10 protein-coding genes are annotated in these 14,932 nt (G+C 72.8%); 4 read left to right on the top strand and 6 right to left on the bottom strand.

Features of this window, described 5'->3' with window-relative positions; genetic code table 11:
• Positions 1 to 92: 92 nt before the first annotated feature.
• Positions 93 to 644: a hypothetical protein gene (locus tag ACH5AO_RS19600; RefSeq protein ID WP_398926216.1), complete on the top strand. Its 552-nt coding sequence runs from the start codon at positions 93 to 95 to the stop codon at positions 642 to 644.
• Between the two features lie 552 nt (positions 645 to 1,196).
• On the opposite strand, the gene ACH5AO_RS19595 is transcribed toward ACH5AO_RS19600, so the two are convergent.
• The 3 genes from ACH5AO_RS19595 to ACH5AO_RS19585 all read right to left on the bottom strand — a co-directional run bounded on the left by ACH5AO_RS19595 (position 1,197) and on the right by ACH5AO_RS19585 (position 7,169).
• Positions 1,197 to 3,176, bottom strand: coding sequence for a dynamin family protein (locus ACH5AO_RS19595; protein ID WP_398926214.1), 1,980 nt, complete (start codon positions 3,174 to 3,176; stop codon positions 1,197 to 1,199).
• A 113-nt stretch (positions 3,177 to 3,289) separates the two neighbouring features.
• Complete coding sequence (locus ACH5AO_RS19590) at positions 3,290 to 5,122, bottom strand: hypothetical protein (RefSeq protein WP_398926212.1); 1,833 nt, start codon at positions 5,120 to 5,122, stop codon at positions 3,290 to 3,292.
• A 58-nt stretch (positions 5,123 to 5,180) separates the two neighbouring features.
• The gene (locus ACH5AO_RS19585) at positions 5,181 to 7,169 is read right to left on the bottom strand and encodes a dynamin family protein (RefSeq protein ID WP_398926210.1); all 1,989 of its coding nucleotides are present in this window, start codon (positions 7,167 to 7,169) and stop codon (positions 5,181 to 5,183) included.
• A gap of 172 nt (positions 7,170 to 7,341) precedes the next feature.
• On the opposite strand from ACH5AO_RS19585, the gene ACH5AO_RS19580 reads away from it, so the two are divergent.
• Both ACH5AO_RS19580 and ACH5AO_RS19575 read left to right on the top strand, forming a co-directional pair.
• On the top strand, positions 7,342 to 8,385 hold the full coding sequence (locus ACH5AO_RS19580; protein WP_398926208.1) for a M48 family metallopeptidase: 1,044 nt from the start codon (positions 7,342 to 7,344) through the stop codon (positions 8,383 to 8,385).
• Between the two features lie 126 nt (positions 8,386 to 8,511).
• Positions 8,512 to 8,799 carry a zinc-ribbon domain-containing protein gene (locus ACH5AO_RS19575; protein WP_398926206.1) on the top strand — a complete coding sequence of 96 codons (288 nt, stop codon included), beginning with the start codon at positions 8,512 to 8,514 and terminating at the stop codon, positions 8,797 to 8,799.
• 12 nt (positions 8,800 to 8,811) lie between these two features.
• Here ACH5AO_RS19575 and ACH5AO_RS19570 read toward each other — a convergent pair whose 3' ends face one another.
• Together ACH5AO_RS19570 and ACH5AO_RS19565 are read right to left on the bottom strand one after the other, a co-directional pair.
• Complete coding sequence (locus ACH5AO_RS19570; protein WP_398926345.1) at positions 8,812 to 9,519, bottom strand: TIGR03943 family putative permease subunit; 708 nt, start codon at positions 9,517 to 9,519, stop codon at positions 8,812 to 8,814.
• 17 nt (positions 9,520 to 9,536) lie between these two features.
• Positions 9,537 to 10,646 (bottom strand): permease, encoded by a 1,110-nt coding sequence (locus ACH5AO_RS19565; RefSeq protein ID WP_398926204.1) that lies wholly within the window; start codon positions 10,644 to 10,646, stop codon positions 9,537 to 9,539.
• Positions 10,647 to 10,836: 190 nt separating this feature from the next.
• On the opposite strand from ACH5AO_RS19565, the gene ACH5AO_RS19560 reads away from it, so the two are divergent.
• Complete coding sequence (locus tag ACH5AO_RS19560) at positions 10,837 to 12,723, top strand: NAD-binding protein (RefSeq protein WP_398926343.1); 1,887 nt, start codon at positions 10,837 to 10,839, stop codon at positions 12,721 to 12,723.
• 289 nt (positions 12,724 to 13,012) lie between these two features.
• Here ACH5AO_RS19560 and ACH5AO_RS19555 read toward each other — a convergent pair whose 3' ends face one another.
• Positions 13,013 to 14,863 (bottom strand): S9 family peptidase, encoded by a 1,851-nt coding sequence (locus ACH5AO_RS19555; RefSeq protein WP_398926203.1) that lies wholly within the window; start codon positions 14,861 to 14,863, stop codon positions 13,013 to 13,015.
• Positions 14,864 to 14,932: the final 69 nt, after the last annotated feature.

The following is a 14,932-nucleotide window of genomic DNA, read 5'->3' as shown; positions in this document are numbered from 1 at the left end:
CACGAAGGGCGGAGATCAGTGGGCATCGGGGTGGAGAGGGCCGTGGGCCGCAGGGCGGTGGTGCTGTCGCACGGCTCAGTAACATCTCTTTCATGATCGCAGTGGTCGTCACGATCGGGCTGGCGTTCGTCGGCTACATCGCCACCTACGTCAACGGCCTGCGCCTCACACAGCGCCAAGAACGCCTCGCCCGCGTGAATCGGCAGCTCAGCGACTTCTACGGCCCCCTGTTCGCCCTGACGGAGGCCAACAGCCGCATCTTCGCCGCGTTCGCCGAGCGCAACGTCCGCCCCGACGGCAGATCACCCTTCGATCACGAGACGCCGCCCACGGAGGAGGAGCTCGCCGAATGGCGGCTCTGGGTCACGACCGTCTTCCTGCCGAACATCCAGGCCATGCGCGACCTCGTCATCAAGCACGCCGACCTTCTGAGAGAACCCGAGATGCCGACGCTTCTGCTGCAACTCTGCGCGCACGTCTCGGGCTATGAGATCACCGTCGCCAAGTGGGCGCAGGGCAGCTACGACCAGCACCAGTCGGTGGTGCCGTTCCCCGGCGAGGAGATCGGTGTGTACGCGGGAGAGGGATACGCCCGGCTGAAGAGGGAACAGGCCCGCCTGCTGGGGCGACGGCACGGCGATTGACGCTCGCCGACCGCCCGTCGGGGCACTCGACCGGAGGCGTTCCCGCCGGCCGTGAACCTTCGGACCGCGCTCAGGACCCGATGGCGTCCCGCCGTGTACCACACCGTTGCCTTCACCGTTGCCTTTGACGAGGGACGCCGCCGTCGAGGAGGCCGTCCGTCAGGTCCACCCCGGCCTGCGAGCAGCGGTCGCCGGTCGCCCCGCGGGACCTAGAAGCGAACCGGAAAATTCCGCGCACTTGAAGGTCCAGGGGGGCAGTCGCCGCGCCTTGGAGAAGTCGGACCGCCACGCCGCCCGCGCACCGTCGGCCGGCCCGCGCACCGTGGCAGCGGGCGCAGGCGTTGCGACGGGGCCCGTGTTCCCGCACCGTGCCCGCCGACGCGGCACCCGCGGCGTTCCGGTCTTCGCGCAGCGTGGGAGACGGCCCTCCCGAGGTGACGGAGAACCAGCCGTGGCAGTACACGGACACCGTCGAAGAACCGAAGACCGGAACGAGAACCGCACAGGGCCTGAACAGGGACAGGGACAGGGACAGGGACAGGGGCGGGTCGGTCAGGTGAGGTCCGGGCCCTCCCCGGTGACCGGCACGGCCACCTCCTTGATGAACTCCGCGAGGTCCTCGTCGAGATCGTTGAGCGTGCTGCTGTGGCGGGCGAGCTCGCGCAGTACCTCCGAGGTGTCGGCCTCGTCGGCCTCCCGCCGTGCCAGGGCGTTCTCGGCCTCCTGCCGAAGGCCGCGCACCTCCGCCTCGATGCCCTGGTCGATGACCTCGCGCACCTTGCCCAGCTGGTTCCTCACCTCGGCCACGAGGTCGGTCACGATCGTGTCGGTCTGGTCACGCAGGCGGTTGGCGTACTCCCTCGCGATCTTGGCCTTCAGGTTCTTCTCCGCGGTGTCGCCCTGGATCGCGACGCCTACGAGGTTCACCGCCACCACCGCGAGGAAGACCGGGAACGCCGTGAAGCCCAGTGCCGCGCCGAGCACCACCACGCCCAGGGTCGGGACCACCGCCTTGGCGACGCCCTTGAATCCGAAGTTGGCGCCCGCGAAGCCCAGACCGGGACCGCCGAGGACGGTGCCGAGGCCCGCCGCCAGCACACGTTCGATACCGCTCGCGCCCTCGTCGACCGAATCCGGCCGGGGTACGGCCGCGAGCTCGTAGCGGATGGCGTCGATGCGGTCGACGAGTTCCGTCAGGTCCTCCCCGATCTCGTCCCGCAGGCCCTCCACCCGCGCCTCGACGAACTCGCGCAGCTCGGTCTCCTGCCAGTCGGCCGAGGCGTTCTGGAGCTTGGCCGACAGCTTCTCGGACAGTTCCGCCTGGACCGCCGCGCCCTGCGCCTTCTTGGTCGCCGGGTTGAACCCCTTGAGCTTGCTCTCCAGCGGGATCTCCAGCACCCACTGCTCCATGTCGTTGGCCGTCTCGCGGTAGAACGCGCGCGCACGCACGCCCACCTCGTCGGCGATGTCCCGCAGGTGCGTGTCGACCCGGCTCATGATCAACCGGTGCCGGTGTTCCACCTGCCGCAGCGGACCCTGCTGGGCCTCGTAGTCGCGGCGCAGGTCTGCCGCGCTCTTCTGGAGCATGCCCCGCAGGGTCTCGATGCCCCGACGCGCGTCGGTCAGGACGTTCTTCAGCCGCAGCGCCGGCACGAGCACCTTCAGGCGGCCCCGTTCGCTGGTCAGGAACCGTTCGAGCTCGGCCTCGAACGGCAGCATCCCGGACGCTTCCATCCGCCCGTGGTCCTGTGCGATCCGGCCTTCGAGCATGCCCCGGGCGTTGACGAAGTAGATCCGGTTCTCGCGGGTGCTGTAGCGCGAGAGGCGTCCGCGCACCGTCTTCATGGTGCTCGCCCGCTCCGCCTCCGGTACGTCGTCGATCCGGGTGAAGAGGAAGAACGCGTCGTGGTGGCCGCGGCCCCGGACGTAGGCGTTGAGGAACGTCTGCTCGCTCAGGGACACCGGTGAGATCGCCATCAGCACCATGACCAGGGCGTCGGCCTGGTCGAGATACCCGTGAGTGATCAGTTCGCGCTCCGCCGCCTCGTTCAGGCCGGGCGAGTCGATGATCTCCACGCGGTTCCTGCACAGGGGCAGCGGCCAGAACACCTCCGCCCGCGCGTACGGGTTCGGCCTCGGCCTGCCGTCCTCCCCCTCCTCGATGGTGACGTGGTCGGCGAGTTCGTCGATCCCGATGTCGACCGGGGCGACGTCCTGCCCGTTCACCGGCATGGGATGCAGCCGGACACGCCGCTCCTCGCCCCACTTCACCTCGTTGATGACGGCGGTGCAGGGCTGGGCGTAGGAGGGGAGCACGCGCTCGCCGAGCAGGGCGTTGATCACCGTGCTCTTCCCCCGGTTGAACTCCCCGACGACCATGACCTTGAAGGTGTCCGACTTCACCCGGTCGTGGACCACGTCCAGCTTGCCGGTGGTCTCCTGGACGTCGATCCCGTCCAGGACGGGGCGGAGGCGGTCGATCATGTCGAGGAGCTTGCCGCGACGTTCTTCGAAGGTGTGAAAGCCGTCCATGGTGTGTGTCCTTCGGTGTCGTTCCGGTCTTCCGGTTGTTCTCAAGCGGCCGCTTGCGCTCAGGCGGCCACTTGTCCTCGGACGGCCGGTCGCCCTCAAGCGGCCGGTCGCCCTCAGACGGCCGGTGCGGTGGTGATCCGGTCGCGCAGCTCCTCGGCGGTCTCGACGAGGAGCGCCCACCGCCCGGCGTCCTCGTCGGTGACGGGCGCCGGTGCCGCGGTCCGGTCGTCCTGCCGGGCGCGCCACCGCTCCAGGGCCCGGTCGGAGATCTCGGCATAGATGTCGCGCAGCCGGTGCCCGGCGTCGCCGGCGAACTCGTCCACCGCCTGGTCGACGATGTGGCGGAGCGCTTCGTCCACCACGGCCTTCTGCTCCTCCTCCAGTTGGCGGAAGCGCACCCCGCCGGCCACTGCCGCCGCGCCGGCGCCGATCAGCGCGATCGGCAGGCCCACGCCGGGGATCACCAACGCCGCGAGCAGGGCGGCACCGGCCGGTCCGAACCGGTAGAGCGCGTCCTTGCCCCGCAGGTCCTGCACGTGCAGGCGGTTGCGCGCGGGCTCGTTGACGTCCAGCCGGTCGGAGCCGTCGTACCCGATCGGCGTGCCCTTGCCGCCCGTGGCCGACACCCGCTCCTCCAGCCACGCGACGTCATCGGCGACCCGCGCGTGGAGCCAGTGCTCCTGGCGCTTGGCCAGGCGTTCGAGGCCGTGCCTCAGTACGAGCGACAGGGAGGTGTCCCACCACCACTTGGCGTCGGGCGCCGCCTCCAACGAGGTCCGCAGCTCGCCGAGCAGTTCGTCGTGCGCCGAGTCCAGACGCCTGCCCAGTTCCGCCACGGCGGACGAACGGCGCTCGTCGAACTCCACCCGCGCACCGGCCCGTTCCAGTCGCATCCGGTCCGCTTCGGCGAGTTCCTCGCGCCGGGTCTCCTCGCGCTCCTCCGCACGCAGACGTGCGGCGCGCAGTGCCTCGCGTCCGATGTCGGCCATCCGGCGGAGCTGGTCGGCGAGCTGGGCGGCGATCTGGCGCCGTCGCAGGTCGTGGCGCTCGTCCGCGGTGGCCCACGCGCTGATGCGGGACCGCAGCACGGCCAGGTCGGCCTCGTCCTCGTGGTGCGGGCCCACCGACACGCCGAGCCGGGGGTCGACCCGGGCCGCCCGGGTGACGACGTTCTCCACCGTCTTCCGCCGGTCCTCCCGCCCCAGCAGGTCCGTCATCGTGAGAACCAGCGTGACGTGCGGGAGGTGGGCCCGGCCCACGGCCTCCCCCAGGAAACCCGCCTCCGTGAGACCGAGCGGGGCGATCGCTTTCGTGGTCATCACCAGCGCGTCGCTGATCCGCACCGTACGGCGGGCCAGCTCATCGCCGACGAGGCTGGAGTTGAGCCTCGGCGCCTCGATCAGCTCCACGGCTCCGTCGCCGAGCAGCCGGTCGTCCACCACGACGCGGACGGCGTGCGGCGCTTCCGCCGGGTCGTCGCCGTCGCGTCCCCCCGCGGCGGCCCGCCACGCCTCCTCGCCCCACGCGTACCGCCGGACCTCGTCGCCGTGGAGCAGCTCGACGCACTCGTCGGTGCCCGCGACGACGGAGACCGGCACGGCCACCGGGTGGTCCTCCGGCAGGACGCTCCGTCCGAGCAACCGGTTCACGAGTGAGGACTTGCCGCTCGCCGCCTCGCCCGCGACCGTCACCCGGAACGAGGGCCGGGCCGCCTGCGCGGCCAGTACCTCGATGTCGCGGCGTACGGCCTCCAGGCCGTGGTGGCGGGCCAGTTCACCGGCGTCCTCGAGCCAGGACGCGAGGCAGGGCGTGAGGGGTGGTTCCGCACCCCGGCCCGCCGGATCCGGATCAGCGGCGGGGCCGGCGTCTCCGTCCGCGTCGGACGTCACCGCCACGTGCGGATCGTCGGTGGGGGCGGTATCGGATGCGTCGAGACCGTCGGACATGGGTCACCTCGCTTGTCGTGGGACTCCTGTTGCGGGAAGCGGCGAGTCGTCGTGCGCGTCAGAGGACGGCGAGGACCGCGCGCTGTGTCCTGATGGCCGAGCGGCGGTGTTCGGCCTCGGCCGTCGCCGCCCCGAGCGCCGCCCGCCTGCGCTCCAGTTCGGCGCCGCGTGTCTGCTGCTCCGAGCGGATCTCGGCGATTGCCGAGTCGTAGTCGTCCCGGTACTTCTCGAGGTGGGCGTGGAAGATGGTGGTCGCGGCGTTCCTGTGGGTGCGGGCGGCCTGTTCGGCGGCGTCACGTGCCTCGTCGAACGCGGTGGAGACGCGGGCCCGCACCTGCTCGCAGATCTCCGCCTTCACCTTGGCCAGGTTCCGGCCGCCGAGCAGGCCGCCGATGAAGGCGCCCACACCGGCCCCGATCGGTCCGCCGAGCATCGCGCCCACGGCCATGCCCACGGCGCCGGCGCCCCAGCGGCCCTTCCTGTCCAGGGACGCCGCGGTCCTGGCGGCGAGGGCCACCGGGGACAGGGCACCGGCCCCCGCGTCCGCCGCGTCCGCCGTCGCGGCCTGCGTCCGCGCGGCGGGGCGCGCGGAGACGCCCGCCTCGCCGAGCCGGGCGTACTCGACCGCGAACGCCTCGGTCACCTCGGTCGCCGCGCTGTCGACCGCCGTGGTGAACCAGTCGGTCATGCGGGCGTCCAGGTCCGTGAGCAGGGTGCTCAGGCCCTCGCGGAGTTCGGTGGTGACGCCGTCGTTCACGACGCTCTCCAGCGCGGACACGGAGGCGGCGCCCTCGATCCGCTCCTCGCATCCGCGCCACACGCGTTCCCGGACGCTCCCGCACCGGTCCTCGATCTCGGTGCGCGCCTTGTCGGCGGCCGAACCGATGAGCTTCTCCCCGCGCTCCCGGTACTCGTCGAGGAACCCGGGCAGATCGCGTATGCGCGCTGCGTCGAGCGCCGCCTCGTCCTGTGCGAGGGACGCCCGCCGCGCCTCCACGTCGTCCGCGACGACACGGACGGCGTCGTCCAGGAGCCGGAGCGTGCTGTCGGCGACCGCCACCGCACGCCGGCGTGCCAGCGTCTCGCGCAGCCGGGACTCGGTCTCCTCGAACCTGGCGACCCAGTCGGCCTGCCCGGGCTCGAGGGGCCGGCCGGCCGCGAGCCGTACGACGGCTTCCGCCGAGATCGGTTCGACCGTCGGATCGGGCAGGCCGAGTCCTCCCCGCAGCCGTCTGCGCACGGTGTCGACCACGGACGCCCGGTCCTCGGCGGGCACGCGGTCGATGTACGTCGTCAGGTAGGTGCAGCGCGCCAGCGCCGCCTCGTCGAACGCCTCGAGCAGGAAACCGGTGAGGGACAGGGGAACGGGTGCGAGCGCCGAGGTCAGTACGACCGCGAGGTCGGCCTCCTCGGCCATGACCCGGCGCGCGATGTCGGTGTGCCGCGCCTCGGCGTTGGTCCCCGGGGTGTCGATGACGACGAGGCCGTCGGCGAGGGCCTCGGCCGGTAACTCCACCCTCAGGCCGGACAGGTGCGGCGCGACGCCTTCGTCGGTGGTGAGCGCCTCGAGCATCCGGTCCAGGGCCCCGAACGGCCGGCGGACGGAGGCATGGGCGTGGGCCTCCAACGCCGCTTCCAGCCGCGCCAGTTGCATTTCGAGAGCCGCCGGATCGCCCTTCGGTCCGACCGTGTGCCACCGCGGGTCGCCGGCCACGCGCACCCGGACCAGGAAGGCCGGCCCGTACTCGATGGTGACGGCCGTGGCCGTCGTCGGAAGCACCGCCGCGGGGAGTACCGGCGTACGGAGCAGGCCGTTGACGAACGTGCTCTTGCCGCTGGAGAACTCCCCGACGACCGCGAGTCGCAGCCTCTCGTCCACCAGTCGCGCCCGCACGCGGCCGACCGCCGCGCCGACGGCCGCCGCACGCTCCGGCGCCGGCCCCAGATCCTCCGTCAGCCTCTCGACGAACGTCAGGTGTCCCGAAGCGTCGGCCAGTGCCGCCGCGATGTCCGTGCCGTCACCGGAACGCGCATTTCCCGTGCTCATCCGCACCCCCCGGGTCGGAGTATGTGGGCCGGGCGTTCACGGCCACCCCACACAGACCCGGGATGTTATTCATTTGTTATGTGGAATGATGGTGAAACAGCTTGCACTCGAACGAATTTCTGATAATGCAAACCCTTGCGCGAGCCCGAGATCACCTTCTACGTTGCGCCACATGGGGGACAAAAGGATCAAGGGCGCCGAGCCGCCCGTCGACACACGCACCCGCACCCGGTTCCCGGGCATCTCGTCCCGGGCCTACGAGCACCCGGCCGACCGAACGGCGCTGGTGGCGCTGCGCAAGCTCCACGGGGTGGACGGCCTGGTCAGAAAGTTCCGGGGGAGCTTCTCGGACCGCGTCGTCCGGATGGAACACCTCGCCTCCGCGGTGCGGACGAGCGACCGGCAGTTCGCGCGCATCCACCGCGGCGTGCGCGAGGCCGCGCGCATCCTGGACTTCGACCGGGCGCCCGAGCTCTACGTCCAGCAATCGGCCGCGGTCAACGCCTTCACCATCGGCATGAACGAACCGTTCGTCGTCCTGACCACGGCCCTGGTCGACCTCATGGACGACGACGAACTGAGGTTCGTGATCGGCCACGAGCTCGGGCACGCGATGAGCGGCCACTCGGTGTACCGCACCATGGCCCTCTACCTGCTGCAGGCGGGCGCCCTCATGACGTCGCTGCCCCTGGCCGGCATCGGCGTCCAGGCGGTCCAGTCGGCCCTCGCCGAGTGGATGCGCAAGTCGGAACTGTCGTGCGACCGGGCGGGCCTGCTCGTGCTGCAGGACCGCGAGGCGTGCCTGCGCGCGCTCATGAAGCTGGCCGGCGGATCGCACCTGGAGGACATGGACGTCGAGGAGTTCCTGCGCCAGGCCGCCGAGTTCGAGAGGGCCGAGAACCTCCGTGACAGCTTCGCCAAGTTCCTGCTGACCCGGAACAGCTCGCACCCGCTCGCGGTGGTCCGGGTCTCCGAACTGAACCGGTGGGCCGCCGGCGACGACTACCGCACGATCCTCTCCGGCTCCTACCCGCTGCGGCGCGACGACGGCACGGCGTCGGTGAGGTCGCAGGCGCGCGGCACCGCGACCTCGTACCTGGAGACGTTCAGACAGAGCACCGACCCGCTGCTCACCCTGGTGCGTGACCTCGCCTCCTCCACCGCCGACGTGGGGGACCGGGCGCTGGACGTCGTACGGCGGCACCGCTCGGGGTGACGCCGCGGCGGCCGTCACCGCACCGTCGGCACGACCTTGCCGCGGACGTGTCCTCCCGCGTTGCCGACCACGGTCACCGTCTGGTGTGGTGGTTCGGGGGGCCGAGGCCCGGGAAGGATCGACGACATGATCATTTTTGGCACCAAGGGTTACCTGCACCAGCTCGCGATACTGACGCTGGTGTGCGCGCAGTGCGGGAATCCCGCCGCGCACACGCTCAGGAAGCGGGTCACCAAGTTCACCCTGTTCTTCGTGCCGCTGTTCCCGGTCTCGACGAAGTACACGACGCAGTGCACCTTCTGCGGCGCGGAGCAGAAGGTGACCGCGGAGCAGGCCGAGCAGCTCCAGGCGCAGGCGGCCGGCGGCGGACAGGGGTACGGGCAGCAGTCGCAGCAGCAGCCCTACCGGTCGTAGCCGGTCGCGGCCCTAGCCGCTCCACGCCTCGTCGTACGGGTCCTGCGGGGCCGGGACCGGTTCGGCGCGGGTGACCTCGAAGTACGGGACCGGTCCGCCGTTGACGGGGTCCTTCGTACGGCGCGGGGTGTAGTGGCCGGTGACCTCCAGCCAGCTGTCCGGCCGCAGGACCGGAGGGATCGCGCCGGTGAGGGCGATCTTGACCGGCTGGGCGTCGGCGGCGCAGCAGTCGAGACCCATGCGGACCAGGTACGGGGCGCCGGTGCCGTCCAGGGCCACGAAACCGGTGATGCCGATGGGGCGGTCACGCAGGTGACGGCCCCGGTCGTAGACCGCGCGGGCCGCGTACTCCCCGACTCCCAGGCGCAGCGGCCCCCGCTCGGGCAGCTCCGGGTAGCCGAGGGGTTCCCGCAGGGCCGTACCGGTGTGGGTGGCGCTGTAGGAGCCGAGGGCGGGCGGGGCGACCAGGATCAGGGCGAGGAGGGGGAGGGCGAGGAGCCAGGAGACACGGGGTTCCCGGTGCGGCTCCCCCGGGTGCGGCACGCGGCGCCACGCGTACCAGGCCGTCGCCGCCGCCGTCGCGATCAGCACCGCGCCCGACAGCAGGAGCAGTGGGCGCAGGCCCGCCTTGACGTACCGCAGGTGGAGGTCGGTCAGGCCGGCGTGCAGCACGGTCGCGCCGAGGAGGAACAGCAGGGCCGCCTGGGCCTGGTGGTTCAGGGCCGGCTTCGAGGGTTTCACAGCAATACCGCTCCCGTCAGGGCCGAGACGACCACCGCCAGGGCGAAGGTCGCGGGGGTGAAGCGCAGGGCGAAGGCCCGGCCGAACGTGCCCGTCTGCATCGCGAAGAGCTTCAGGTCGACCATCGGTCCCACGACCAGGAAGGCCAGCCGGGCCGTCAGCGAGAACTGGGTGAGCGACGCCGCCACGAACGCGTCCGCCTCCGAGCAGATCGACAGCAGCACCGCCAGGACGGCCAGGACCAGCACCGACAGCACCGGGCTGTCGGCCGCCGCGCGCAGCCACTCGGCGGGGACCACCGCCTTCAGCGTCGCCGCCGCCGTCGCGCCGACCACCAGGTAGCCGCCCGCGTGCATCACGTCGTGCCGTACCGAGCCCCAGAACGCCGCGCCCCGGCTCTGGCCTTCGTACGACGAACGGGAGGGCGGGCGCAGCCAGTCGGTGCGGCCGAGGCGCTGCCACAGCCAGCCCATCGCGCACGCCACCAGCAGGCTCGCGACGAAGCGGGCCGCCACCATCTCGGGGTCGCCGGGGAAGGCGACCGCCGTCGCCGTCAGCACGACCGGGTTGATCGCGGGGGCGGAGAGCAGGAACGCCAGGGCGGCCGCCGGCGCCACTCCCCTGCGCACCAGCGCGCCCGCCACCGGCACGGACGCGCACTCGCAGCCCGGCAGCACCGCCCCCGCCGCGCCCGCGACGGGTACGGCCAGCGCGGGGCGCCTCGGCAGGGCGCGGGCGAAGAACGACGGCGGGACGAACACCGCGATCGCCGCCGACAGCAGGACGCCGAGCACCAGGAAGGGGAGGGCCTGGAGGACCACCGCCACGAACACCGTCATCCAGCTCTGCATCACCGGCGCGGTCAGGGCGCGGCGGACGGGGTCCTGGAACAGCATCGCCGTGAGGAGGACGAGGGTGAGGAGGAGGGGGGAGGTGAGGTGACGGGACGCCTCGTCGTGCGTCTCCGCCTCGTCGTGCGCCTTCGCCTCGTCATGCGTCTCCGCCTCGTCGTGCGCCCGTGCCTTCTCCTCCTCGTACGCCTTCCCCTCCTCCCGGCCGTCGTCGGGTTCGGTGGTGCCGTGCGGGGGCGGTTGCGTGATGGCCACGGGCCGGGTGCACCTCCGGTGGACGCGCGCGAGGGGGCGGGACCGCGGTCGGGTCCCTCCTCCTCGGTACGGAGGGCGGGGCGCGGCCGTTCAGCCCCGGTCTGGAACCACCCGTCACGATGAGGCAGTCTCTTCACCCGTGGTGAGCCTCCTTCCCAACCCCGCCCCGCCCGGCGACCCGCCGGCACACATGGTGGTGTGCGGCGACGACGGGCTCGCGCACCGGCTCGCCGCCGAACTGCGCGGTGTGTACCGCGAGCAGGTGACCCTCGTCGTGCCGCCGACCGGACGCGGCAACCGGCAGCCGGTGGTGGGACGGGCCCGCGCGGCCTCCGCCGCCCTGCTCGACCGGGTCGTGACCGCCGTCAACCGGGGCACCGGCGGGTCCGGTGGGCCTGGTGGGTCCGACGACACCCTGGCGCCCGGCGAACGGGTCGTGGAGGCCGCCGAGCCGACCGAGGCCGTGCTCGCCGAGGTCGGGGTGGAACGCGCCGCCGCGCTGGCCCTGGTGTACGACGACGACGAGACCAACATCCGTGCCGCCCTGACCGCCCGCCGGCTCAACCCCCGGCTGCGGCTCGTCCTCCGGCTCTACAACCGGCGCCTGGGCCAGCACATCGAGGAACTCCTCGACCAGGCCGCCGCGTTGGCGGGCGGTGACGGCGCGCCGGGGCGCGGCGGGGCCGACATCGCCACGACCGTGCTGTCCGACGCCGACACGACCGCGCCCGCGCTGGTCGCCACCGCGCTCGTCGGCACCAGCAAGGTCGTCGACGCGGAGGGGCTGCTGCTGCGCGCGGTGGAACGCCGGCCTCCGGGACCGGGCGAGGTGGCCGACCCTGGGCTGTGCACCCTCGCGCTGCTCTCCGCGACCAGCAACGACCCCGCCGGGGACGAGGGTTCGGAGGACAGCGGCGAGCAGGGCCCGCGACTGCTGCCCGACGCCGCGGCGGTGGCGGCGGCGACCGGGCGGGGGACGGTGGTGCTGGAGCAACTGTCCTACTCCGGGCCCGCGTTGCCGTCCGGGCGGGGCGGTCCGCCGTTCGCCTCGCTGTTCTCGCGGCGGCTGCGGTGGTCGCTGGCGGGGCTGGTGGCGGCCACGGTCGCGCTCGCGGTCGCCCTGGCGCTGGTGACGGACGACGATCCGCTGCACGCCACGTACGTCACCCTGCTCGACCTGTTCGCGATCAACGAGCCCGCGCACCACGAGCCGACCGGCCGGCAGGTGCTGCAACTGCTCTCCGGGGTGGTGGGGTTGCTGCTGCTGCCGGTGCTGCTGGCGGCGGTGCTGGAGGCGCTGGGGACGTTCCGCACGGCGTCGGCGCTGCGGAAGCCGCCGCGCGGGCTGAGCGGGCACGTCGTACTGCTGGGACTGGGCAAGATCGGGACGCGGGTGCTCACACGTCTGCGGGAGCTGCACATTCCGGTGGTGTGCGTCGAGGCCGATCCGGAGGCGCGGGGGATGGCCGTGGCGCGGCGGCTACGGGTGCCGGTGGTGCTGGGGGACGTCACGCAGGAGGGGGTGCTGGAGTCCGCGAAGATCCACCGCGCGGACGCGCTGCTGGCACTGACCAGCGCGGACACGACGAACCTGGAGGCGGTGCTGTACGCGCGGTCCGTACGGCCCGATCTGCGGGCGGTGCTGCGGCTGTACGACGACGACTTCGCGAAGGCGGTGTACCGGACGCTGCGGACCGCGCACCCCTCGGCGCTGACGCGGAGCCGGAGCGTGTCGCATCTGGCGGCGCCGGCTTTCGCCGGGGCGATGATGGGGCGGCAGATCCTGGGGGCGATCCCGGTGGAGCGGCGGGTGCTGCTGTTCGCGGCGGTCGTCGTGGGCGGGTACGCGCAGCTGGAGGGGCGGACGGTGGGGGAGGCGTTCCGGGCGGGGGCCTGGCGGGTGCTGGCGCTGGACACGGCGGGGTCCGCCTCCGGCGGGGAGGGGGTGCCGGGGTCCGGGCTGGTGTGGGACCTCCCTGATACGTATGTGCTGCGGGCCGAGGACCGGGTGGTGCTGGCCGCCACCCGGCGGGGGCTGGCGGAGTTGCTGGGGCGGCGGGCGCGGGGCGCGGGGTGACGCTTGCCGTGGGCTGCCGCTGGGCGGGGCGGGTTCCACTTGCCCGCGCCTGCGGGGTGCGCGGAGCTGCCGCTGGGCGAGGGCGGGTTTTCACTTACCCGCGCTTGCGGGGTGCGCGGAGCTGCCGCTGGGCGAGGGCGGGTTTTCACTTACCCGCGCCTGCGGGGTGCCGCTGCGCCCACCCGTGCCGCCCCAGCGGCACGACTGCCCGCAGCTACGGGCGGCACGGGTGCCCGCAGCTACGGGCGGCACGGGTGCCCGTAGCTACGGGCGGCACGGGTGCCCGCAGCTACGGGGTCGGCAGGTGTTTGGCGGCGAAGGCGAGTTCCAGGCGGACCTGTTTGATGCGTTCGTCGACCACCAGGGAGCCGTGGCCCGCGTCGTAGCGGTAGACCTCGTGGACCGCGCCGCGGGACTCCAGGCGTTTGACGTAGTTCTCGATCTGCTGGATGGGGCAGCGGGGGTCGTTGACGCCCGCCGAGATGTAGACCGGGGTCCTGACCCGGTCGACGTAGGTGATCGGGGAGGACGCCTCGAAGCGGTCGGGGACCTCCTCCGGGGTGCCGCCGAGCAGCGTGCGGTCCATCGCCTTCAGCGCTTCCATCTCGTCGTGGTACGCCGTGACGTAGTCGGCGACCGGAACCGCCGCGATGCCCACCGCCCACGCGTCGGGCTGCGTGCCGATGCCGAGCAGGGTGAGGTAGCCGCCCCAGGAGCCGCCGGTGAGGACCAGCCGGGCCGGGTCGGCGAGTCCGGAGGTGATCGCCCACTCCCGTACCGCCGCGATGTCCTCCAGTTCGATCAGGCCCACCCGGTGCTTCAGCGCGTCGGTCCAGGCGCGGCCGTAGCCCGTGGAGCCCCGGTAGTTGACGCGGACCACCGCGTAGCCGTGGTCGACCCAGGCGGCCGGGCCGGCCGCGAAGGAGTCGCTGTCGTGCCAGGTGGGGCCGCCGTGGATGTCGAAGACCGTGGGGAGGGGTCCGGTCGCGCCGGCCGGCTTCTGGACGAGGGCGTGGATGCGGCCGCCCGGCCCCTCCACCCACACGTCCTCCACCGGGACCGACCCGGGCGACTTCATCCCGGGCGGGTCGAGGACCACTCCGCCCGTCGTGGAGCGCACCGCCGGCGGCCGGGCCGCCGACGACCACAGGTACTCCACGCTGCCGTCGGGCCGGACCGTCGCGCCCGAGACCGCGCCGCGCGGGGTGGGGATCTTCTCCAGCCGGCGCTCGGCCAGGTCGTAGCGGAACAGCTCGCCGCGGGCCTCGAAGCCGTGCACGACGAGCAGCCCCGAGCCGTCCGGGTACCACTCGGCGCTCACGTCGCCCGGCAGTTCCAGCGCGAGGTCGCTCTCCTCCCCCGTCGCCACGTCCCACACCAGGGGCTCCCAGCGTCCGCGCCGCTGGTGACCGACGAGCAGCCGGGTGTCGCCCGCCACCGGCGCGAAGCCCAGCACCTCCAGGCCCAGCTCCCGGGTGCCGCCCTCGGTGTCGTCGAGCTCGGCGACCGTCGTGCCGTCGGGCCGCAGCACCCGCAGCGCGGAGTGCATCGCGTCACCGTGCTCGGTGTGCTCCACGGCGATCAGCGAACCGTCGTGGGAGAGGTCACCGACCCCCGCCGACTCGCGGTGCCGGTAGATCTCCACGGGCGCCTCGCCTGTGCGGACCAGGTGGATCGTCGTACCGTCCTCGTCCGTGGAACGGCCCACGACCGCCGTACGGCCGTCCCGGCCCAGCGCGAGTCCCGCCGGGTACGAAGGGTCGAGGCCCGGTGCCGCGAGTTCGTCCTCGCCGCCCGGGAACCGCTGCCGGCGCCACACGCCGAACTCGTCGCCGTCCTTGTCGTCGAACCACCAGATCCACTCGCCGTCCGGCGAGAGCACGCCGTCCGTCGTGCCGTTGGGCCGGTCCGTCACCTGCCGCTGCTCGCCCGTCGCCCGGTCCCAGGCGTACAGCTCGTACGTCCCCGTCGCGTTCGACACGAACAGGGAGCGGTCGGGGGCGTCCTCCGCCCAGTCGGGCAGGGACACCCGGGGTGCCCGGAAGCGCTTCTCCCAGTCGGGCATGCCCGCGCCCTGTGCCACTCGCTCGGTCTGGTGGTCCGCCCGGTCCGGCGCGTCGGACCCGTTGCTCTCAGTCATGGCCCCATACTGCCCGTCCGGGAGGGCATCGCGCCGCCGAGGTCCCCAGGCTGTGGACAACTTCTTCCC

The organism is Streptomyces sp. NPDC018964, from assembly GCF_044390325.1.
In the GTDB taxonomy this organism is placed as follows: Bacteria; Actinomycetota; Actinomycetes; order Streptomycetales; family Streptomycetaceae; genus Streptomyces.
Note: the sequence above shows the minus strand (reverse complement) of the source record. Positions and strands in the feature narration are given on the sequence as shown.

What these genes read in the sequence shown, in the direction of transcription:
- ACH5AO_RS19600 (WP_398926216.1), top strand. Translation starts at nt 93, where the DNA reads ATGATCGCAGTGGTCGTCACGATCGGGCTGGCGTTCGTCGGCTACATC.
- ACH5AO_RS19595 (WP_398926214.1), bottom strand. Translation starts at nt 3,176, where the DNA reads ATGGACGGCTTTCACACCTTCGAAGAACGTCGCGGCAAGCTCCTCGAC.
- ACH5AO_RS19590 (WP_398926212.1), bottom strand. Translation starts at nt 5,122, where the DNA reads ATGTCCGACGGTCTCGACGCATCCGATACCGCCCCCACCGACGATCCG.
- ACH5AO_RS19585 (WP_398926210.1), bottom strand. Translation starts at nt 7,169, where the DNA reads ATGAGCACGGGAAATGCGCGTTCCGGTGACGGCACGGACATCGCGGCG.
- ACH5AO_RS19580 (WP_398926208.1), top strand. Translation starts at nt 7,342, where the DNA reads ATGGGGGACAAAAGGATCAAGGGCGCCGAGCCGCCCGTCGACACACGC.
- ACH5AO_RS19575 (WP_398926206.1), top strand. Translation starts at nt 8,512, where the DNA reads ATGATCATTTTTGGCACCAAGGGTTACCTGCACCAGCTCGCGATACTG.
- ACH5AO_RS19560 (WP_398926343.1), top strand. Translation starts at nt 10,837, where the DNA reads ATGGTGGTGTGCGGCGACGACGGGCTCGCGCACCGGCTCGCCGCCGAA.
- ACH5AO_RS19555 (WP_398926203.1), bottom strand. Translation starts at nt 14,863, where the DNA reads ATGACTGAGAGCAACGGGTCCGACGCGCCGGACCGGGCGGACCACCAG.